The following is a 20,509-nucleotide window of genomic DNA, read 5'->3' on the forward strand; positions in this document are numbered from 1 at the left end:
CTCTAAATGCGGTAGTTGCCCACGCAAGGACCGCATTCAGAGGACTAAACGCGGTGGTTGCGCTCGTAGACCAGCCGGAGACCCAGGAGCGTCAGATCGGGCGCGTGCTCGGTGATCGTCTCGGACTCGCCGAGCACCAGGGGCGCGAGGCCGCCGGTCGCGATCACCGCGACCGGATCCACCCCGCCCGGTGAGAGCTCGCGCTTGATCCGCTTCACCAGGCCGTCGACCTGGCCGGCGAAACCGTAGAGGATGCCGGATTGCAGGCATTCCACGGTGTTCTTGCCGATCACCGACCGCGGCGGCACCAGCTCCACCTTGCGCAGCGCCGCGGCGCGCGCGGCCAGCGCGTCGACCGAGATCTCGATCCCGGGCGCGAACGCGCCGCCGAGGAACTCGCCCTTGGCGGAGATGGCGTCCACATTGGTCGAAGTCCCGAAATCCACCACCACACAGGCGGTGGACGGGTGCAGGTGATGCGCGGCCAGGGTGTTCACCAGCCGGTCCGCGCCCACCTCCTTGGGGTTGTCGACCAGGAGCGGCACACCGGTGCGCACCCCCGGCTCGATGACGATCTTCGGCACCCTGGCGTAGTACCGCGAAAGCATGACGCGCAGCTCCCGCAGTACGGCGGGAACCGTGGACAGCGCGCTGATCCCGGTGACCGCGTCCGCGTGCGAGCCGAGGAGCCCGCGCATGGTGAGCGCGAGTTCGTCGGCGGTCATCCGCGCGTCGGTGCGCATCCGCCAGTCACCGGCCAGGTCGTTTCCCGAGTACAGCCCGAGAACGATGTTGGTGTTGCCGACGTCGATCGTGAGCAGCAAGGACTCAGCTTTCGGCGTGCAGCAGCGCGTCGAGACGGCGGGCGTCGGCGGTTTCGGCGACCGGGAAGGTCATCGTGTCGTCGTCGGCCAGGGTCACGGTGCCGCTCAACAGGCCGGAGCCCTCCGGCGCGTGCCCGGGGTTTGCGCCCTTCTCGACGATCCGGTTGTCCGCGTCGACGAAGACGACGCGCGGCCGGAACGCGGCCGCCTCGGCGTTCTCCATCTGCGCGTACGAAATCAGGATCACCAGATCGCCCGGGTGCACCAGATGCGCCGCGGCGCCGTTGATGCCGAGCACCCCGCTGCCGCGTTCGCCCGCGATCACGTAGGTCTCGAGCCGCGCGCCGTTGGTGACGTCCACAATGGACACCTGTTCGCCCGGCAGCAGATCCGCCGCGTCCATCAGGTCCTCGTCGACGGTCACCGATCCGACGTAGTGGAGATCGGCCTGGGTGACCGTCGCCCTATGGATCTTCGATTTCAGCATCGTGCGGTACATCGTGGACTCTCCCTATTCCCCTGCGTCCGGCGCGTGTTCCGGATGGTCCACGGCCGCGCCGAGCACCACCGGGACGTTGTCGATCAGCCGGGTACTCCCCACCCTGGCCGCGATCAGCAGACGCGCCTCACCGTCGACGGGCGCGGGCCCGAGGTCGGTTCCCCTCAATTCCAGATAATCGACCTCGACCGCGGGTCGCGCGGCGAGGGTCTGCCTGGCGGTCGCCAGCACGGCTTCCGCGCCGTCGCGTCCGACGAAGGCACCCGCGGTGAGCGCCGCCGACAACACGATCGCGTCCTCGCGCTGTTCCGGAGTCAGGTAGACGTTGCGCGAGGACAACGCCAGCCCGTCGCGCTCCCGGACCGTCGGCACCCCGATGACGCGGGTGTCGAAGTTCAGGTCGCGCACCATCTTCTTGATCAGCACCAGCTGCTGGTAGTCCTTCTCCCCGAAGAAGGCGTAGTCCGGCCGCACGATGTTGAACAGTTTCGCCACCACGGTGAGCACGCCGGCGAAATGCCCCGGCCGCACCGCGCCTTCCAACTCGTCGCCGAGCGCGCCGGGATGCACCGTGACGGTGGCCCCTTCGGGATACAGATCCGACGCCTTGGGCAGGAAGCCCAGCTCGACTCCGTCCTCCTTCAGCACCTCGAGGTCCTTGTCCAGCGGACGCGGGTACGCCTCGAAGTCCTCGCCCTCCCCGAACTGCAGGGGGTTCACGAAGATCGACGTCGCGACGACCGTGTTCGGAAGCCGCTTCGCCCGGCGGATCAGCTCACGGTGACCGGCGTGCAGTGCGCCCATCGTGGGCACCAGCGCGACCTTGCGGCCGACGCCGTGCAGCGCACGCGTCACCTGGCTGACCTGCTCCGGCGGCTGGAAGGTGTGCAGCGTGCCTCGGGCGAATTTCGGTGTGGTCACTGGTTTTGCTGCCCTTCGGCGGGGTCACTGAGGAGTTCGGTGAGCTCGGCGGCGGCCGAGGCGTCCAAGAGCCCGGCGGCGTCGCCGCGCGCCAGCGTGCGCTTGGCCAGCGCGCGATAGCTCGGGGCGATGTCGGGGCCACGTTCGGCCAGCACCGCGAGATGCTTGCGCACGGTGCCGAGATCACCACGGGCCACCGGCCCGGTCAGTGCGCGGTCCCCGTGTCGCAGAACATTATCCAACGCCGCCGACAACAACGGAGCCACCAGGCGTTCGGGCTGGGCGATTCCCGCCTCCCGCAACAGTTCCGCGCAGTCGGCGACCAGCGCCATCAGGTGGTTCGCACCGTGCGCCAACGCCGCGTGATAGAGCGCTCGCGCTTCGTCGGGGACCCGGACGGGCTCCGCGCCCATCTCCACGGTCAACGCCTCGCCGACGTTCCATGCCGCCTCGTCACCCTCCGCCGCCGTGACGCCGAAACTGCAGGCGGCGAGCCTGTCGAGGTCTTCGGGACGGCCGGTGAAGGTCATCACGGGGTGCAGCGCCAGCGGCAGCGCGCCCGCCTCGGCGGCGGGCGCGAGGACGTCGATGCCGTGCGACCCGGAGGTGTGCACGACGATCTGTCCCGGGCGCAGCGAACCGGTGGCGACGAAACCGCGCACCATTCCGGCGAGCGCGTCGTCCGGCAGGGCCAGCAGGACCAGATCGGCCCTGCGAGCGACCTCGTCGGGCGGCAGGAGCGGCACGTCGGGGAGCAGTTGCTCCGCCCGGCGCACCGAAGCGTTGGAAAGGCCCGAAGCGGCGACGACCGTGTGCCCGGCCCTGGTGAGCGCCGCGCCTACGACACTGCCGACGCGACCTGCGGAAACGACGCCCACGGCCAAGCGAGCGGGCCTCATCATGGCGTGCGCCAGGGGACGCTCATGGTCGAAAACTCCTCAACTCGTTCCAGTCCCGCTCTGCGGTCGCGGGTACCAGACGACGGCGCGAGGGTAACCCTCCGCCCCGGGTCTGACCCGGCGCTCGTGACCAGCTTCACCTGACCGTGGTCACCCGCGCGGCGCGCCGTCCGCGAGCCGGACGGCCTCGGCCCGTGACGTCTTGAGCACCCGCAACAGTTCACTCTGCCGCTGTTTCGCCTCGTCGGTGAGCTTCGGGCCGCGCCGCAGGAACGCGAGCTCGGTCACGCTGGCCTGGTAGCGGCCGACGGCCTTCGCCGCCTCCCGCCCCGACTGCTTCCGGGCCTGTTTCCGCCACGACCGCCGTCCGGAGAGGCTGGCCAGCAGCGACACCTCCGACGGGGCGATCCAGCGGGCGTCGACCATCATCGGCAGGGCCGCGGCGACGATCCGCTGCTCGCGGCGCCGCTGCATGACCACCACGGAGAAGACGCCGATGAACAGCGGCACCATGATCAGGAAGTAGACGTTCAGGAAGGTCTTGGCGCCGCCGAGCAGCGCGGCGCCGTTCCACAGCGCGTGCAGCAGGACGGCGACGAGGTAGCCGCCGATCGGCGCCAGGATCCGCAGCGAGCGGACCTTGCTGCTCGCGGCGACCCCGAGGCCGATCCCGGTCATCACGGCGAACAGCGGATGCGTGAACGGTGAGAGCACGCCACGCAGGAAGAACGCCGCGAGCACACCGGCGCTCGTGCCGTCGCCGAAGCCGTGCTCGGCGAACGCGCGGCCGAAGTAATAGATGTTCTCGGTGAAGGCGAAGCCCGCCGCGGTGAACCCGGCGTAGACGATGCCGTCCACGACGCCGTCGAACTCGCTCGGGCGGCGCCACCACAGCAGCAGGATGAAAACGGCCTTCGCGGCCTCCTCGACCAGCGGCGCGGAGACCAGCCCGCTGATCTTGCTCCCGACGCCCGTACCGAGCAGCAGGTCACCGACGGCCTCGGCGCCGCTGTTGAGCAGCAACGCGATGATCGTCGCGACGCACGCGCCCCAGACGAAGGCCAGCAGGAGGAGCTTCGGCGGTTCCGGCTCCCAGCGGTCGACCCACAGGAACGCGGTGACCACCACGGCGACCGGGACCAGCGCCGCGAGCACACCGATCCCCACCGCGAGCGGGCCCACCTTTTCGGTCACCGTGCCGAAGACGAACAACCCGCACAGCGCGACGGCGATCAACCCGAGCACCGGCAGCAGCACGGTGATCGACCGAGACCGGCGGGGCCGGTCGAGACCGGGCGCAGGGGAGGAAGGCTCGCTCACAGCGGGTCACCCTACCGTCGGTACGGGGTCAGTCTTCGGCGCGCCGCCTGCGCCGCGGAGTGGATTCGTTCGCGCCGTTGGCGGCGAGCAGGTCCATCACCGATCGGCCGGAGGCGTGCGAGCCCGCGTCGGAGGTCTCCGGACGGCTGTGCGACGACCCGTTGCGGGACGGCGCCTCGTCGTCCGGCTTCGCCCGCCTGCCACCGTGACGGCCGCCGGAGGACTCGTTGCTCTGCCAGGCCGGGGGCTCCCCGTCCGGACGACGGCGACGGCCGCCTCCGGTGGGCTCCGGGACGTTCGGGGCCGGGGTGATCGAGACCGAGGAGTCCTCGGCGGCCCGGCGACGGCGTCCGCCGCCACCGTTCTGCGCCAGCCGGATCTCTTCGGGCAGCGTCGGGTTGACCGCGGGCGGCTCCTCCGCGGCCGGGGATCCGTGCCGCGACGGCGCCTCGGCCGCCGGACGGCGCACCGGTTCGGGCTCCGGCTGCCGCACGGGCTCGGCCCGGCGAGGCGGCTCGGACACGGCCGGGATCGACAGCGGGGTCGACGGCTCCGGGTCGCGACGCGGCTCCGGACGCGACTCGGGGCGAGGTTCCGGACGCGACGCGGCCGCGGGTTGCGGCTTGGCAGGCGGCGTGGGCCGCAGCCGGTCCTGGAAGTCGTCCTTCCGGGGGAACGCGGCGCTCAGATCGGAGACCGGGCGCTCCTGCGTCCACGACGGCTTCCACTCGCCGGTGGCCTCCATCGGCTCCGGCGTGGCGGGCTTGTTCGCGGGCGGCGGCGTGCCACCGGCCGGACGCGGCCGCTCGACGGGCTTCATTCCGGGGCGGGTCAGGCCGAGCTCGCGGTTCGGCCGGGGACGGTCCGGCTCGACCTTCTTCACCGGCTTCGCCTGCGCCGGGGGCTTCACCGGCGGCGTCTGCTTCCGGGTCTGCTCCTCGGGCCGCGTCGCGGGAGGACGCTGCACGGTGCCGGCGTCGAGGCGCTGCTGCAGCGAAGACTGCTGCGGGCGGCGGGGCGGTTCGTTGCGCGGGGGCTCCGGCCGCTGGGGCTGCCGGGCGATGGTGGGCATCGACGGCTGCGAGACCTCGGCACGCGACACGCCGGGCATCGACGGGCGGGACACCTCGGCCGGTGTCACCGGCGGCGGGGTCTTGCGCTGGGCCTCGACCCTCGGCATCGGCCGGGAGACCTCGGCGGGCGACATGCCGGGGTTCGACATCTCCATCCGCTCGCGGCGAGCGGCTTCGGCGGCGAGCGCCTCGGCCGCTTTCGAGGCGCGGGCATCCGCCTTGCGCATACTGCGGCGAGTCGACTCGTCGACCGGCTTCGGCCGCTGGACCTGATTGCTCTGCCCGTACCCGTTGGTGCCGTTGACCTGGCCGTTCGCCGGTTTACGGCGGGCGGCGGGCGGCGTGCCCGCCCGCGCGGAAGCGGGTTCGAGGACGCGGTCGATCATCTCGGTCGGGCGCTCGCGCTCGCGTTCACGCTCGTCGACGTCGATCGTGGTGCTCTTGGCCGCCATGAGCTGGGGTTTGCCGTTGCCGTTCTCGGACCCCGCGCTCATCAGCTGCTTGTTGTCGAGGGACCGCATCCGGGTGGCCTGCGCGGTGAGCGCGACGCGTTCGAGGAGCACCTCGCCGCCGAAGAGCGACTGGAGGCTTTCACGCAGGGCGCTCACCTCGGCTCTGAGCGCTTCGAGCTCGTCGTGAGAGCGGCTCTCGGCGGCCTGCCTGGTCTCCGCCTCGATCTCCAGCTCGAACTCGCGGCGGGCGGCGATCTCGCGTTCCAGCTCCAGCTCGTAGACGGCCTGTGCCTCGGCGACGGCGTCCTCGCTCTGCGACACGTGCTTGCGGTAGCGGACCGCGAGGAACGCACCGATCAAGGCGGCCCACAGCGCCGCGACGATCCCCAAACGCAAGTAGCGGAGGTCGTCGGAAAGCACCAATGCGAGAGTCGCGCCGACGGCGAGAACCAAGCCGACGACAAGCCACGGCCTACCCGCAAGGCGGCCGCGCGAGTCGTCACCCACCCCGGTCATGCCCAACACCGTACCTTCTAGTAATCCGAACGAGACCTAGTCGGTACTTCGAGCGGTGGCTCTCGAGCGTTAACCGGTCGGCTCGGGATCGCGCTCCCGATCGCCGCCCTCGGGGGTCCGGCAGCAGTGTTCGAGCCATAAAGCCGCAGCTACCAGCGCCACCGAGCTGACGATCCCGACCGTCGCCGAGCGGAGATCACCGCTCGCCGCGAGGAGTTCGTCACGTCGCGGAAAAAGATACGCGAAAGCCGCCAGCCACACCCCCGTCATAGCGGATCCGGCGAGCGAAGAGGCCTTCGCGAGGGCCACCGATCGGGCGACGGAGATCGCGGCGAGCACGCGGTTGCTCTTGATCCGCGCACGGATGATGAAGGCGAGCACGGCCTCGCAGAGCGCGAGGACGAGCAGCGTGATTCCGGCGAAGAGCGGAAGCGCGGGGATGGATCCGTAGGCGACCTGGAAGAGCAGATAGGCCAGGACCAATCCCAGGAGGCCGGCCACCGCCAGCTCGCGTGGCCGGGTGAAGTGCATGGTCCAACGCTACCTGGCAGGCTTGACTCTCCACCAACTGGAGAGTCGACGATGAAGCATATGGGCACCGCAGCGGTTTTCACCATCGGGGAGCTGGCCAAACGCACCGGCCTGCCGGTGAAGACCATCCGCTTCTACTCCGACGAAGGGCTCCTGCCCCCGACCGACCGCACCGACTCGGGCTACCGCCTCTACGACGCCACCGCGATGGCGCGGCTGGAGCTGGTCCGGACTCTGCGGGAACTCGGGCTGGGCCTCGCGGACGTGGAGCGGGCGCTGACCAGGGAAGCGACCATCGGGGACCTCGCGGTCCAGCACGTCGCCGCCCTGGACGAGCAGATCCGGCGGCTGGAGCTGCGCCGCGCGGTCCTGCGAGCGGTGGCCAAACGGGACTCACCACTGGAGGAGGTCGAACTGATGAACAAACTCGCGTCGATGTCGGACGAAGACCGCAAACGTTTGCTCGACGAGTTCTGGGCGGACATGGTCGAAGGGCTCGAGCTGGATCCGGAGTTCTACGAGCGGATGGTCTCGGCGAAACCGGAACTGCCCGCCGACCCGACGCCCGAGCAGCTGGAGGCGTGGATCGAGTTCGCCGAACTCGTGCAGGACGAGGAGTTTCGCGCGTCCATCCGCCGGATGAGCGAGTGGCACTCGCAGCTCCGGAAGGAGGACGGGGCGGACTTCGGCGCGAAGCAGCAGGAGCTGTGGATGGCGTGGAGCGCGAAGGCGACCGAAGCCCTCGAAGCCGGCCTCGCACCGGACTCGCCCGAAGGCCGGGAACTGGCGGAGACGATCTTCACGCAGTCTTCGCGCAACGGCCGGGACCCGCACGACCCCGCCTGGCGGAAGCGGCTCGCCGACGGGATGGCGATCAGCTCCGACCCGCGGGCCGAGCGGTACTGGCTGCTGATGGGGAAGATGAACGGCTGGCCGTCGTTCCCCTCGCAGATGCGGCAGGCGGAGTGGATCATCGCGGCCCTGCGCTCCGCGCTGGGGTAGCAAGGGACCTTTGCTACCACCCGCTACCCGCCCCGCGTTTCGTCCTCTGGATGCAGTGGTCGACTGGGTCGCGAGGGTGCGTTGCGAAAGCCACTTTCGCAACGTTGAAGGTTGCGAAAGTGGCTTTCGCAACCTCGGGGGGCGTTTAGTCCTCTGGATGCGGTGGTTGGTATCGCGAACTACCGCATTCAGAGGACGAAATGCGTGAGGCGGACGGAGTCGCGGTCCGAGGCGGGGCGGGCGGCGAGGAGGTCGGCGACGGGACCGTGGCCGGGAAGCACCGCGTCGGGCTCGATCTCCAGCCAGGGGATCAGCACGCTCGCGCGCTCCGGCGTGCCGGGATGCGGCAGCACCAACTGGGGGTCGTCGGAGCGCACCCCGGCCACGGTCACTATGTCGACATCCAGCGTGCGCGGACCCCACCGGAGTTCGCGCACGCGCTCCGCCGCCTGCTCGGCGGCCTGACCGGTGCGCAGCCAATCCCAGTGATCGCGCGCCGGGTCGTCGACCAGGACGACGGCGTTGAGGAAGTCCGGCTGGTCCTCGACGCCCCACGCCTTGGTCTCGTAAACCGACGACACCGCGACGACCGAGGGCCGGACCGCGTCGACGGCGGACCGGAGGTACGCGAGCCGGTCACCCAGGTTGGAACCGAGCGAGAGCAGCGCGCGGCTCATCGCTGCCGCCGCACCGTCACGGCGACGTCGTCGAAGTTCAGCGGGATCGGGGCGGACGGCTTGTGCACCGTCACTTCGACGGCGGTCAGCCGCTCGTCGCGCAGCACCTCGTCGGCGATCTTCCCGGCGACACTCTCGATGAGGTCGTACGGCTCGCCCGCCACGATCCCGGCGGCGAGCTCCGCCAGTTCGCCGTAGTGCAGCGTCTTGGTCAGGTCGTCGGACGCGGCGGCCGGGCCGAGGTCCAGCCACACCACGATGTCGACGACGAACTCCTGCCCGTCCCGCTTCTCGTGGTCGAAGACCCCGTGCCTGCCGAAGACCCTCAATCCGGTCAACGTGATCCGGTCAGACAACAGGACTCCCCTTCCGCCAAGCCGCCGCGACGGTCACGGCGTCGATACTCGCGCCGACCTCGTGCACCCGCACACCCCAGGCTCCGGCCGCCGCGGCGAGCGCGGACACGGCCGCGGTCGCGTTCTCGCGGCCGTCCGGCGGGGCGGGCTTTCCGTCCTTTCCGGACAACAGGCGCCCGAGGAACCGTTTGCGCGACGCGCCGACGAGGACCGGGAAACCCAGAGACAGAAAGGAATCCAGGCCGTTCAACAGCGCCCAGTCGTGCTCGGCGTTCTTCGCGAAACCCAGCCCGGGGTCGAGCACGATCGCGCCGCGGTCGACGCCCGCGGCGAGTGCTTCGTCCACTCGGGACAGCAGCTCGGCACGCACATCCGCGACGACGTCCTCATAGGACGCCAGCGCGTTCATGTCCTTGCTGTGCCCGCGCCAGTGCATCAGCACATACGGGACGCCGGTCTCGGCGGCGACCTTCGCCATGTTCGGATCGGCCAGCCCACCGGAGACGTCGTTGATCACGGAAGCGCCCGCCTCGATCGCGGCGAGAGCGACCTCGGCGCGGGTCGTGTCCACGGACATCGCGACGCCGTCGGCGGCGAGCGTGCGGATCACCGGCATGATCCGGGAAATCTCGGTCTCGGCGTCCACCCGGGACGCTCCCGGCCGCGTCGACTCCCCGCCGACGTCGATCAGATCCGCGCCGCGCGCCCACATCTCGTGCGCGTGCTCCAGTGCCTGCTCGACGCCGAGGTAGCGGCCACCGTCCGAAAAGGAATCGGGGGTGACGTTCAGGATGCCCATCACCGCACACCGGCCGGGCCGGGGCAGGGCGGTCATCGACGGCCCTTGATCAGGTCCAGCGCCTCCGCCCGCGAGGACGCCGAAGACTGCAGCAGCCCGCGCACGGCGGACGTCGTCGTCCTGGCACCGGGTTTGCGGATACCGCGCATGGCCATGCAGAGATGCTCGGCCTCGACCACGACGATCGCGCCGCGGGGTTCGAGTTTGCGCATGAGCGCGTCGGCGACCTGGGAGGTGAGCCGCTCCTGGACCTGCGGACGCTTGGCGTAGAGGTCGACGAGGCGGGCCAGTTTGGACAGGCCGGTGACCTTGCCGTGCTCGTTGGGGATGTACCCGATGTGAGCAACGCCGTGGAATGAAAGCAAATGGTGTTCACAGTTGTGCGTCAGGTGCCCGGCGATCAGGAAGGTCGGGTGGGGTTCGCATTTGAAGCTGTACACCGTGTAGGGCTTGGTTCCCGTGGCTTTCACCGGCCGGACGGACTCTACCTCCACGTAGTCCGACTCGATGAGGTCCGTCGTGTAGTCGTCCTGGGGGAAGCCATGCCGCTCGAACCAGCGGTCAGCGACGTAGAGAACTGAGGCAGGCGCCTTACGCGGCGTGAACCTCGCTCCGATGATCGTGGCCAAGTCTTCGAGGAAAGGGATGTTCGCGCTGGTGATCAGGCGGCCCGGGTGTCGTTTGTCGTCGCAGCCGTCCCCGTCGATGTAGCCATCGAGAAAGCCGTTGAAAGTGCTTCGGTCGTTGAGCACGACCATGGGGAATCGCTGTCGCTGATGGTGGGCATCGCCACCGACGTACTGCCGCATCAGATCCGCGAGGAACGACGAGACGACTCGCACCCGAAATCCCGGAACATCGCGCTCAAGGTAGCCCGACGGTCGCGTGACCGGTTCGAGTTTCGCCTCGATCCCGAAGGCACGATAGAGCGACTCGGCGTATTTTTTTGCGAAGTCGCGGTCGTTCACCACCAGCGAGACGTAGCGCTCGGCGACGGCTCCGTCCGAGCAGGTCGCACCGATGACATAGCCGAAGTCGTAGCCGAACTTCGGCTTCCAGCGATCCCGGCAAAGCTTGCGCGCGTGGGTCCACTCGATGAAGGAACCCTCGACGTCCTTGGCCTCCACCCAGCCCTTGGGCGTCGCCAAAGGATGGTCAGGGGTGACCTTGAAACTTCCGCCTGCGGTCGTGACCTCGACAAGCTCACGAGTCTGGTGCGAGCTGATCTCGGTGACCGTGGTCTCCTCGACCTTGCCACCCGACAGAGTCCACAGCTTGTCACCGACTTCGACCTCGGCCGCCTGCTTACGGCCTCCGACCGCGTTCACCGTCTGCTTGCTCGGCACACAGGTGCTGAACATCGGGATGTCCGTCACGAGGACGAGTTCTTCGTGGGCCTCGTCGAACGTGCGGTCCAGGACGTGGTCCGGTTCGGTGTAGAGACCGGCGAACATTTCCCGGTAAGCGCGAGCGACCCGGGCCGGGGTCTCCAAGAGACCGTCCCGGTCCGGGTCCTCACCACAGGCGAGCAGGAGTTCGCGTACGGCTTTCTCGGCCCGGTCCTGGTCGAAGACCGGGCGGTCGCCGTTATCGCTTGGTGTCGTCCTGTCCGTCGTCACGCCGTTGCTGTCCTTCGTCCTGCTGACCGCCGGGCTGGTCAGCGAACCAGCCGTCGCGCGGGCGGTCTTCGGCGGGACGCCAGGGCTGGTTCGGCTGGCCGCCCGGCTGGGTCGCCGGGGTCCATCCGGGAGGAGCCCCGTAGTTCGGCGGGCCGCCTACGGGCCCACCCTGGTAACCGCCTGCCGGTCCGCCCGGCTGCTGCCCACCATATGCCTGGGGCCAGTGACCGGTGCCGTTCGGCCCGCCGTTGGGGCGACCGCCGTTGGGGTAGGCGCCCGGCGGCGGAGGGGCGTACGGGTTGGCGTTCGGGTCCGGGGGCGGGGCCGGCTGCGTGTACGGCGGGCCGCCGGGAAGGTCGCCGCCGCCCTGCGCGGTGCCGACCGGGGTCGGCGCCGGCTGCAGCACCGGCTGCTCCTTCTTCTCCTCCGGCGGGGGCCACGGCTCGCCGCGCTCCATGGCCAGCTCGCCGGGGGTCTTGATCGGCGGCTTGTCGGACGGCTTCCGGTCGCCGAACTCGTTGAAGATGGTGATGTGCGGGCGCTTCTCGACGGTCGCGAAGATCCGCTCGAGGTCCTTGCGGGTCAGCGTCTCCTTCTCGAGGAGCTCGATGACCAGCTCGTCCAGCACGTCGCGGTAGGTGCTCAGCACGTGCCACGCCTCGGTGTGCGCGGTCTCGATGAGCTTGCGCACCTCCTCGTCGATCTCGTGCGCGACCTCCAGCGAGTAGTCCGCCTGGCGGCCCGCCGAGCGGCCGAGGAACGGGTCGCCCTGTTCCTGGCCGTACTTGACGGCGCCGAGCCGGGCGCTCATGCCGTATTCGGTGACCATCGCGCGGGCGATCTTCGTCGCCTGCTCGATGTCGGAGGAGGCACCGGTGGTGGGCTCGTGGAAGACGAGCTCCTCCGCCGTCCGGCCGCCCATCGCGAAGACCAGGCGCCCGATCATCTCCGAACGGGTCATCAACTCCTTGTCGTCCTCCGGGACGAGCAGGGCGTGCCCGCCGGTGCGCCCACGCGGCAGGATGGTCAGCTTGTAGACCGGCTCGATGTCCGGCATCGCCCACGCGGCGAGCGCGTGCCCGCCCTCGTGGTAGGCCGTGATCTTCTTCTCCTTCTCGGAGATGATCCGGCTCTTGCGGGCGGGGCCGCCGACGACGCGGTCGACGGACTCCTCCAGCGCGGCGTCGGTGATCACGTGCCCGTTCTGGCGGGCGGTGAGCAGCGCGGCCTCGTTGAGCACGTTCGCCAGGTCGGCGCCGGACATGCCGACGGTCCGCTTGGCGAGGCTGCTCAGGTCGGTGCCCTGCGCGATCGGCTTGCCCTTGGCGTGCACCTCGAGGATCGCCTTGCGGCCGCGCATGTCCGGCGCGGACACCGGGATCTGGCGGTCGAAGCGGCCGGGGCGCAGGAGCGCCGGGTCGAGGATGTCGGGACGGTTGGTCGCGGCGATCAGGATGATGCCGCCGCGCGCGTCGAAGCCGTCCATCTCGACGAGGAGCTGGTTCAGCGTCTGCTCGCGTTCGTCGTGGCCGCCGCCGAGGCCGGCGCCGCGCTGGCGGCCGACCGCGTCGATCTCGTCGACGAAGATGATGCAGGGCGCGTTCTGCTTGGCCTGCTCGAACAGGTCGCGGACTCGCGAGGCGCCGACACCGACGAACATCTCGACGAAGTCGGAACCGGAGATCGTGTAGAACGGCACGCCCGCCTCGCCGGCGACGGCTCGCGCGAGCAGCGTCTTACCGGTACCGGGCGGCCCGTAGAGCAGCACGCCCTTGGGGATCTTCGCGCCGAGCGCCTGGTAGCGCGCCGGGTTCTGCAGGAAGTCCTTGATCTCGTACAGCTCTTCGACGGCCTCGTCGGCGCCCGCGACGTCCCCGAAGGTCGTCTTGGGCATGTCCTTGTTGAGCTGTTTGGCCTTCGACTTGCCGAAGTTGAGGACGCGGTTCCCGCCGCCCTGCGCGTTGTTCATCATCCACATCAGCAGGCCCAGCACCAGCGCCAAGGGGATGGCGAAGATCAGGATCTGGGTGAGGACGTTCTGCTGGGTGACCTTGGTGGTGAACTTGACCGGGTTGTCACCGCTCTTGAGGCCGATGAGCTGGCCGTAGATGGTGCCCGCGACGTTCGCCGGGTACTGCGCGATGATCTGGTCGACCTGCTGGCCGTCGACCTCGATCTTCTTGTTCAGCAGCAGCTTGATCTGCTGCTCCTTGTCCTCTTGCGAGGCTTCCTTGACGTTGTTCGCGGTGATCTGCTGGTTCGCGATCGAGATCGGCACCTGGGTGTAGCCACGATCACTGTCGAAGATCGTGTTGTATGCGAGAAACGCCAGTACCGCCGCGAGAATCCAGAGCACTGGGTTCCTGAGCACGCTCTTCCGGTTCATACGACTCGGCCCTGGTGGCCTCGACCCTTCCTGGTTGGGCGGCTCCTGTGATACCCGCCATCACGATCTTGACGACCCATGGTGCTCCGACACCCGCCCCTCAGGATACCGCCCGCCTGGACGGATGAGGGTGGTGAGCCTCTCGGACGTAAACGGCGGACGCCTCGCGAGGGTTCCCGGAGCCGGGTCTCAGCGTGTGTCGACCGCCACACCGGCGGCCATTTCACCCAGCCTCATCCGGAGTGTCTTGACGTCCGCGGGTGAGACGGTGACCCATTCGCGGCCGTCCGGACCGGCCTGTGACGTGCTGAGATAGCGGCCGCTGGCGGTGTCGAACCAGCCGAGGACGCGGGACCGCTGTTTGGCGCCGACGTGGGATCGGCTGTTCGCTGCGAGCTGACCGCCGCGGAGCCTCGGCTGGCCGGTGAGCTTGCCGAACGCCTCGCGCGGGTCCGCGGTGATGCGTTCGCTGAGCGAGACGCGCGGCTTGTCCTTGCGACGGGTCTTCGCCGCTTCGGGCTCTTCGGACTGCTTCGTCGCGTTGATGGCGGCGCGGATCGGCTCCGTGCGGCGGGCGTCGTCGATCGGCAGCGTGATGGACGCCTCCGAACCGCGCTGTCCCGGGGGCAGCAGGTCGACGACCGCGGTCGGGAGCCCGTCGGCGGGTGCCTCACGCAGCCAGATCCCGGACTGGTCCTGGATCGCGATCACCGCGTCGCGGCCGTCGGTGGCGCCGAGCACGGCGATCGTCGGGGCCTGGAAATCGGGGATGTGCAGCGCGTCAATGGTCAGCGAACCGCGGGCGAGGAGGTACAGCCAGTCCTCGATCTTGCGGTCCAGCCGGCCCCGGCCGTCGCGGATGCCGCGGGCCTGGAGTTCGTTGTCGACGCGTTGGCGCAGCGCCCGCCGCTCGAGCTCGGTCGCGCCGTGCGACCGGACGCGCAGCGGGTACGGCAGGTCGCCGAGCTCGGCGGACTCCCAGAGGAAGTCGAACGCCATCGGCGTGAAATGTTCCTGGTGCATTGCTCCGTGCCCTCCCGGCACCTCGGCTTCTGGGCCTCGGGACGCCCAGCGGGTTCACGATAGCGAAGGGGTACGACAGTCGTCGTCCGGATGCGGTAAGTGCCCGGCGCGAACGCCATGAAAGGTCCTTTCCTTGCAAAATTTGCAAGGAAAGGACCTTTCATGGCACGGGCGTGAGGGGGCGGGTCAGCGCGCGAGAGACGCTTCGGAAGCGATCTTCCCCAGCATCTCCGTGAGCCGGTGCCGCAACGTCGCCGGATCCGCGGGCGCGATGGTGATCCAGTCCCGTCCGTCGGCACCGCGGGTGGCCTGGGTGAAGTACCGGCCGGACTGCGTGTCGAACCAGCTCAGCACCGAAGACCGGCTCCGCGTGCCGTGTTTGCTGCGCGCGTTCGCGCCGAACTGGCCACCGCGAAGCCGCGGCTGGGCTTGAAGCCTCGACAGGGCCTTGCGGTCCTCGTCGGACGTCGCCGTGCCGTCGATCTGCGGCTGGCGACGCTGGAGGAAGTCCGCCCCCGAAGCGCCGACGAGCCCGTCCAGCGGGAGGGTGATCGACTTCTCCGTGCCGCGGGTCCCCGGCGGCAGGAGGGAGACGATCGCGCTCGCGAGGCCGTCCGGGGCGATGGGGTGGAAGTGGAAACCGCGCGGGTCCTGCACCGTCAGCAGGCCTTGGCCGCCGAGCACGGACGCGACCGCGAGCAGCGGTTCGGTGTTGGGATTGTTGAGCTGGACGCAGTCCAGGCTCAGGTCCGGCCTCGCGAGGACACCGAAGTAATCCTCGATATGCGGCTCGGGGCGTCCGCGCTCGTCGGCGAGGCGGCGCTGGTTCAGCGACTGGAGCGTCTGCGTGCGCAGGGCGCCGCGCTCGTCCATGGTCGCCCCGTGCGAGCGGAGCCGTAGCGGGTACGGCAGCTCTCCGGCGTTCGCGCTCTCCCAGAGGAAGTCCAGCTCGACCGGGGTGAGCAGTTCACCGTTCGCCATCTTCGGCCCCCAAACAAGTCAGCGGGCGCGCGGCCGATCGGCCGCGCGCCCGGTGAAAACCGTTCTAGCGTTCGTCGTCTTCGGTCCAGGCGCCGATGACCGGCGGCGGGGTCGCCTCGTTGGCGCCGAAGGCGTCGTCCGGGTCCGGCTCGATGAGGAACGACGCGTGCGTGTGCTCCTCTTCCTGCTCGGCCTGCGCGCCGTGGGCGCCCATGCCCATGCCGCCGCCCATACCCTGCATCGGCGGGGTGGCGCCACCACCGATGGTGCCGCTGGAGGACACGATGCCCTGCTGCGGCACGGCCTGGGACGCCGCGCTCTGCGCGGGCCCGCCCTTCTCGGTGGCCGCGGCGTCGGTGCTGTCGGTGTCCTTGGCGCCGGACTTGTTGCCCTGTCCGAGCGTCTTGGCGCCCGCGTAGCCGAGAGCGCCGCCGAGACCGGCCGCGGTGAGGGCCTGGCCGAGTCCGTTGCCGCCGCTCGCCGGGGCGTGCGGGGTCATCGGGGCACCCGCGCCGGAGGCGACGCCGGCACCCGGCGCGACACCGGAAGCCGGCAGGTTGCCCGCGGCGGGGTTGTAGCCGGCCTGCGAGAACACACCCGAGTCCGGGCCTGCGTGGATCGGAGCCGCGCCGCTGCCCTGCGCGCCGCCGTAGCCGTGCGTGCCGGCGAGGACGGGGGTGCCGGAGACGGCGCCGGAGTTGAGGCCGCCGCCGGCGATGTTGCCGACACCGCTGAACGAAGCGCTGTTGTGCGTGGCGGTCGGCTTCATGCCGAGGGATTCGGGGCCGAAGCTCGGGGTCGAGCTGTCGACCTCGCTCATCTCCTTGGTGTAGGCCTCGAGGAACCTGGCCTGCTCCGCCCGCACTTCCTTGTCCTGGTCGGCGAGGGGCTTCTGGTCGGTGATCATGCCGACCGGGCCCGCCGCCAGCGCCTGGCCCATGGCCTTCTCGGGGCTGTAGTCGGTCGGCTTCGGCATGAGCTTGACCTTGGTGGCGGCGTCGGCCTGCTTCTGCAGCCTGTCCGACATCGTGTGCGCCGCCTCGGAGGCCTGCGAACCCGAGTTCGCGATGGCGACCAGCGAACCCTGCGCGGCCGCCGCGCCCTGCCCGATCCAGGCGGCGCCCAGTTCGGAGATCGCGTTGTAGAGGTCGTTCGACGCCTGGCTCAGCTTGCTGCCGTGCGAGCCCCAGGACTGGCTGATCGCGGTCGCGGTGCTGGGGTCGTTGCCGAGGTTGGCCTGGTTCCACAGGTCCTGGCTGCTCGGCGCGCTCTCCCAGTTCGGCGGGTTCGTGATGGCGCGGTCGGCGCCGATGTCGAAGCCGTCGGAACGGCCTCGCGCGGACGACACGATGTTCGCGGCTTCCGAGTTGTCGCCGAGCTGGACCGGGGTGCTGCTGGTGCTGCTCTCGCCGTAAGAGTCGGCGCTGTGCTTCGGTGGCATGGCTTTCTGACTCCCCCTCAGACGTTCCGGAACGGCTCGGCCGCGGCCTGGTCGATCTCGTGGTAACGGGCCATCGCGGTGACGATGCCGGACTCGGCCGCCTCGTACTGCTGGTAAAGGTTCTGGAGGGCGGCGGTGTAGGAGTCGCCGCCGCCGTCGGCCCGGTTCGCGACCTTCGCCGCGATCGCGTTGCCGACCGGGTTGTTGCCCAGCTTCGGCGCCTGTCCGAGGTCGCCGGCGCTGTGGAGCAGCGCTTCGACGGCGTCCTTGCCGGTGCGGATCTTGTTCAGTGCGGTCTGGGCCGCGTCCGGGTCGATCCCGACCTGCCCCTGAGCCGCGGCGTTCTTGAACGCGTTCGCGTCCGCCAGGCTGCTGTTCCCCATCTGAGCTCTCTCCGTTTCCCCCGGGCCAGGCCACGACGGCTTCGTGGCAAAGGTCTTCGCATAGGTTAACGCACTTGATCGCAGCCTATGACGCGTTCTCCGCGCTCAGGGTTCCGCATTTCCCCACGAACGGGCAAGCGGTTCTCAGGACGTGTAGACGTGCGGATCCAGGGTGCCGATGTAGGGCAGGTCCCGGTAACGCTCCGCGTAGTCCAGGCCGTATCCGACTACGAATTCGTTAGGGATGTCGAACCCGATGTACTTGACCGGTACGTCGACCTTGACCGCCTCCGGCTTGCGCAGGAGCGAGACGACCTCCAGCGACGCCGGGTTCCGGCTCGCGAGGTTCTTCAGCAGCCAGGACAGGGTCAGCCCGGAGTCGACGATGTCCTCGACGATGAGCACGTCGCGGCCGGCGATGTCGCGGTCGAGGTCCTTGAGGATCCGCACCACGCCGGACGACGACGTCGCCGAGCCGTAGGAGGAGACCGCCATGAACTCGAGCTGGGAGGGAAGAGGGAGAGCCCTGGCGAAGTCGGTCATGAACATCACCGCGCCCTTGAGCACGCCGACGAGCAGGAGGTCTCCCTGCCCGGAGCCGGGGCCGTCGGCCGGGTAGTCCGCGGCGACCTGTGCGGCCAGCTCGGCGATCTTGTCGTTGATCTGCTGCTCGGTGACGAGCACGGAGGCGATCTCGCCTTCGTACACAGGACGTTCCCCTCTAGGTGGTGGACTGGGGTGTTTCGAGCATGAGCCTGCCATGCGCCCGCTTCGCCACCAAGTCGCCGGGTAGCCAGACCCCGCCCTGACCCCGCCAGTTCCCCACGAGCGCGTCGACCGAACGCAGATGGGCGTCGGTGAGCTCGCGGACCCCGGAGTCCAGCAGCCACCTGCGGAGGACGCGTCGCCGCAGCGCGGGCGGTTCGGTGGCGAGCACCGCGACGTCGAGCCCTTCGCCGGTGAAAGCCCGCAGGTGGACCTCGGCGGCGAGTGTGTCCAACGCCTCGGTGTCCTCGCGTAGTTGCGCCGCCGTGCGAGCGAGCGAGGCCGCGACACCGCCGGACAGCACCTCCTCCAGAAGGGGCAGTACTTCCGTCCGTAACCGGACACGGGTGAACCGCGGATCCTCGTTGTGCGGGTCCTGCCACGGGTCGACGCCGAGCGCCGCGCAAGCCCTCCGTGTGGTGGCGCGGGTGACGCCGAGCAGCGGCCGTCCCCATGGCGGGTCGAGCGGCCGCATCCCGGCGAGCGAGCGCGGACCGGAACCCCGGCCGAGGCCGAGCAAGACCGTTTCGGCCTGGTCGTCGAGGGTGTGGCCGAGCAGGACGAGGCCGTGTCCGTCCGGCAGCGCCGAGCGCAAGGCGCCGTAGCGGGCCCGGCGGGCGGCGGCTTCCGGCCCGCCCGCACCCTCGACGCGCACCTTCAGGACTTCGGCGGTGTCGGCGCCCAGCTCTCGCGCGGTGCTCGCGGCCCGGGCGGCGGTTTCGGCGGAACCGTCCTGGAGGCCGTGGTCGACGACGAGCGCGCGCACCTTCAGCCCCGCGCGGCCGCCGGTGAACGCGGCGGCTTCGGTCAGCGCCAGGGAGTCCGCGCCGCCGGAGACCGCGACGTACACCTCGTCACGCGGGTTTGCCGACGCGAGGAACTCCCGTACGGCCGTCCGCACGGCCGCGATCGCCGGATCGGGTCCGCTCACCCGTGCAGGCGCCGCACCCAGGCCGCCGGATCGCCGATCTCGGCCCTGGTCGGCAGCGTGTTCGGCGACGTCCACACGGCGTTGAAACCGTCCATGCCGACGGCGTCGACGACGTGCTTGGTGAACTTCGCGCCCTGTTCGTACTGGCGCAGCTTCGCGTCCACGCCGAGCAGGCTGCGCAGCACGCGGTCGATCAGGCCGCCGCCCTTGCGCCGGGCGGTGAACCGCGACCGGATCAGCTCGACGCTCGGCACCACCTGCGGCCCGACGGCGTCCATCACGAAGTCGGCGTGCCCCTCCAACAGGGTGGAAAGGGCGAGCAGCCGGTCGAACACCGCGCGTTCGCCCGGCGACTGCAGGAGTTCGGCGAGACCGGCCCCGCCCGCCTTGCCCTTGCCGATCTGCTTGATGGTGTCCGGCAGGCGGCCGACCAGATCGCTCAGCCCGTCCGCGTCCCGGCCGGCGAGCCCGCCGATCAGGCGCTCGACCTCGTCGGCGAAGTAGTCGCGCAGCCAGGTGACCGCGGTGAACTGCAGCCGGTGGGTGCATTCGTGCAGGCAGACCCACAGCCGGAAGTCGTGCCCCGGCACGTCCATCGCGCGCTGGGCGGCGACGACGTTCGGCGCGACGAGCACCAGCTGCCCGGCGCGGTCCGGCCCGCCGAACGGGTCGTACTGCCCGAGCACGCGGGACGCCAGGAAGGCGAGCACGAGTCCGGTCTGGACACCGGCGCCACCGGCCAGCACGGGCGCCAGCGGGCCGCCCTGCGCTTCCGGCAGCGCGCGACCGGTGAGCGCGTCGAGCCCTGCCGCGGCGGAACGGACCCAACCGGGCCTGTCGACGACTTCGGCGGGCAGCAGCGGCAGGTCGAGGCCGAGCCCGGTCAGCTCGCGGACGTGCCCCTCGGCCTCGCTCGTCAGGTCACGTAGCTCGGCGACGGCTTCTTCGGCCTCTTCGCGGTCGACCACCGGACCGCCACGCACCAGGAGGGCGCCCGTCGAGGCGGCCAGGGACCAGTCGACCATCGAACGTGTCTTGGTCGGCGTTTCCTCAGTCACTCTTATGACGCTACCCGCTGGAAGACCGGTTTCCGTCCCGAGTTCCTCACGCT

General features: G+C 70.0%; 19 protein-coding genes and 2 pseudogenes. 1 reads left to right on the forward strand and 20 read right to left on the reverse strand.

Going from position 1 to position 20,509, the window contains the following annotated elements:
* Positions 1-44 precede the first annotated feature (44 nt).
* From AMK34_RS13660 to AMK34_RS13690, 7 genes are all read right to left on the reverse strand, one after another.
* Positions 45-824: a type III pantothenate kinase gene (locus AMK34_RS13660; protein WP_038520863.1), complete on the reverse strand. Its 780-nt coding sequence runs from the start codon at positions 822-824 to the stop codon at positions 45-47.
* A 4-nt stretch (positions 825-828) separates the two neighbouring features.
* Positions 829-1,323: an aspartate 1-decarboxylase gene (gene panD / locus AMK34_RS13665; RefSeq protein WP_016337767.1), complete on the reverse strand. Its 495-nt coding sequence runs from the start codon at positions 1,321-1,323 to the stop codon at positions 829-831.
* A 12-nt stretch (positions 1,324-1,335) separates the two neighbouring features.
* Positions 1,336-2,244, reverse strand: a complete 909-nt coding sequence (gene panC / locus AMK34_RS13670; protein WP_016337768.1) for a pantoate--beta-alanine ligase — start codon at positions 2,242-2,244, stop codon at positions 1,336-1,338.
* Positions 2,241-3,158, reverse strand: a complete 918-nt coding sequence (locus AMK34_RS13675) for a Rossmann-like and DUF2520 domain-containing protein (RefSeq protein WP_378415295.1) — start codon at positions 3,156-3,158, stop codon at positions 2,241-2,243. The genes panC and AMK34_RS13675 overlap by 4 nt, the downstream gene beginning before the upstream one ends.
* 135 nt (positions 3,159-3,293) lie before the next feature.
* The gene (locus AMK34_RS13680; protein WP_083649855.1) at positions 3,294-4,463 is read right to left on the reverse strand and encodes a PrsW family intramembrane metalloprotease; all 1,170 of its coding nucleotides are present in this window, start codon (positions 4,461-4,463) and stop codon (positions 3,294-3,296) included.
* A gap of 28 nt (positions 4,464-4,491) precedes the next feature.
* Positions 4,492-6,504 carry a DUF6779 domain-containing protein gene (locus AMK34_RS13685; RefSeq protein ID WP_073845598.1) on the reverse strand — a complete coding sequence of 671 codons (2,013 nt, stop codon included), beginning with the start codon at positions 6,502-6,504 and terminating at the stop codon, positions 4,492-4,494.
* Between the two features lie 69 nt (positions 6,505-6,573).
* Complete coding sequence (locus AMK34_RS13690; RefSeq protein WP_073845600.1) at positions 6,574-7,035, reverse strand: DUF3180 domain-containing protein; 462 nt, start codon at positions 7,033-7,035, stop codon at positions 6,574-6,576.
* Between the two features lie 60 nt (positions 7,036-7,095).
* On the opposite strand from AMK34_RS13690, the gene AMK34_RS13695 reads away from it, so the two are divergent.
* Positions 7,096-8,037 (forward strand): MerR family transcriptional regulator, encoded by a 942-nt coding sequence (locus tag AMK34_RS13695; protein WP_073845602.1) that lies wholly within the window; start codon positions 7,096-7,098, stop codon positions 8,035-8,037.
* A gap of 188 nt (positions 8,038-8,225) precedes the next feature.
* Here the strand turns inward: AMK34_RS13695 and folK are convergent, their stop codons facing one another.
* The 13 genes and pseudogenes from folK to AMK34_RS13760 all read right to left on the reverse strand — a co-directional run bounded on the left by folK (position 8,226) and on the right by AMK34_RS13760 (position 20,423).
* Entirely contained in the window at positions 8,226-8,714 is a 489-nt protein-coding gene (gene folK / locus AMK34_RS13700) for a 2-amino-4-hydroxy-6-hydroxymethyldihydropteridine diphosphokinase (protein ID WP_073845604.1), read from the reverse strand.
* The gene (folB, locus tag AMK34_RS13705) at positions 8,711-9,070 is read right to left on the reverse strand and encodes a dihydroneopterin aldolase (RefSeq protein ID WP_073845606.1); all 360 of its coding nucleotides are present in this window, start codon (positions 9,068-9,070) and stop codon (positions 8,711-8,713) included. The genes folK and folB overlap by 4 nt, the downstream gene beginning before the upstream one ends.
* The gene (gene folP / locus AMK34_RS13710) at positions 9,063-9,905 is read right to left on the reverse strand and encodes a dihydropteroate synthase (RefSeq protein ID WP_073845608.1); all 843 of its coding nucleotides are present in this window, start codon (positions 9,903-9,905) and stop codon (positions 9,063-9,065) included. Before folP ends, folB begins: the two co-directional genes overlap by 8 nt.
* Positions 9,902-10,246, reverse strand: a pseudogene (gene folE / locus AMK34_RS13715) (GTP cyclohydrolase I); the annotation flags it as partial. The pseudogene folE and the gene folP, both read right to left, overlap by 4 nt.
* 969 nt (positions 10,247-11,215) lie before the next feature.
* Positions 11,216-11,488: pseudogene (locus tag AMK34_RS13720) on the reverse strand (GTP cyclohydrolase I); the annotation flags it as partial.
* On the reverse strand, positions 11,457-13,874 hold the full coding sequence (ftsH, locus tag AMK34_RS13725) for an ATP-dependent zinc metalloprotease FtsH (protein WP_016337778.1): 2,418 nt from the start codon (positions 13,872-13,874) through the stop codon (positions 11,457-11,459). The gene ftsH and the pseudogene AMK34_RS13720, both read right to left, overlap by 32 nt.
* A 189-nt stretch (positions 13,875-14,063) precedes the next feature.
* Positions 14,064-14,897: an ESX secretion-associated protein EspG gene (locus AMK34_RS13730; protein ID WP_073845610.1), complete on the reverse strand. Its 834-nt coding sequence runs from the start codon at positions 14,895-14,897 to the stop codon at positions 14,064-14,066.
* A gap of 186 nt (positions 14,898-15,083) precedes the next feature.
* Positions 15,084-15,878 carry an ESX secretion-associated protein EspG gene (locus AMK34_RS13735; protein WP_038524720.1) on the reverse strand — a complete coding sequence of 265 codons (795 nt, stop codon included), beginning with the start codon at positions 15,876-15,878 and terminating at the stop codon, positions 15,084-15,086.
* A 64-nt stretch (positions 15,879-15,942) separates the two neighbouring features.
* Positions 15,943-17,319: a WXG100 family type VII secretion target gene (locus tag AMK34_RS13740; RefSeq protein WP_038520895.1), complete on the reverse strand. Its 1,377-nt coding sequence runs from the start codon at positions 17,317-17,319 to the stop codon at positions 15,943-15,945.
* A 17-nt stretch (positions 17,320-17,336) separates the two neighbouring features.
* On the reverse strand, positions 17,337-17,702 hold the full coding sequence (locus AMK34_RS13745) for a hypothetical protein (RefSeq protein WP_038520899.1): 366 nt from the start codon (positions 17,700-17,702) through the stop codon (positions 17,337-17,339).
* 144 nt (positions 17,703-17,846) lie between these two features.
* Positions 17,847-18,410, reverse strand: coding sequence for a hypoxanthine phosphoribosyltransferase (hpt, locus tag AMK34_RS13750; RefSeq protein WP_016337783.1), 564 nt, complete (start codon positions 18,408-18,410; stop codon positions 17,847-17,849).
* 13 nt (positions 18,411-18,423) lie between these two features.
* Entirely contained in the window at positions 18,424-19,398 is a 975-nt protein-coding gene (gene tilS, locus AMK34_RS13755; RefSeq protein WP_073845611.1) for a tRNA lysidine(34) synthetase TilS, read from the reverse strand.
* The gene (locus AMK34_RS13760; protein ID WP_073845613.1) at positions 19,395-20,423 is read right to left on the reverse strand and encodes a zinc-dependent metalloprotease; all 1,029 of its coding nucleotides are present in this window, start codon (positions 20,421-20,423) and stop codon (positions 19,395-19,397) included. Before AMK34_RS13760 ends, tilS begins: the two co-directional genes overlap by 4 nt.
* Between the last annotated feature and the right edge of the window lie 86 nt (positions 20,424-20,509).

Origin of the sequence: Amycolatopsis sp. CB00013, assembly GCF_001905755.1 — a bacterium.
Classification (GTDB): domain Bacteria; phylum Actinomycetota; class Actinomycetes; order Mycobacteriales; family Pseudonocardiaceae; genus Amycolatopsis; species Amycolatopsis japonica.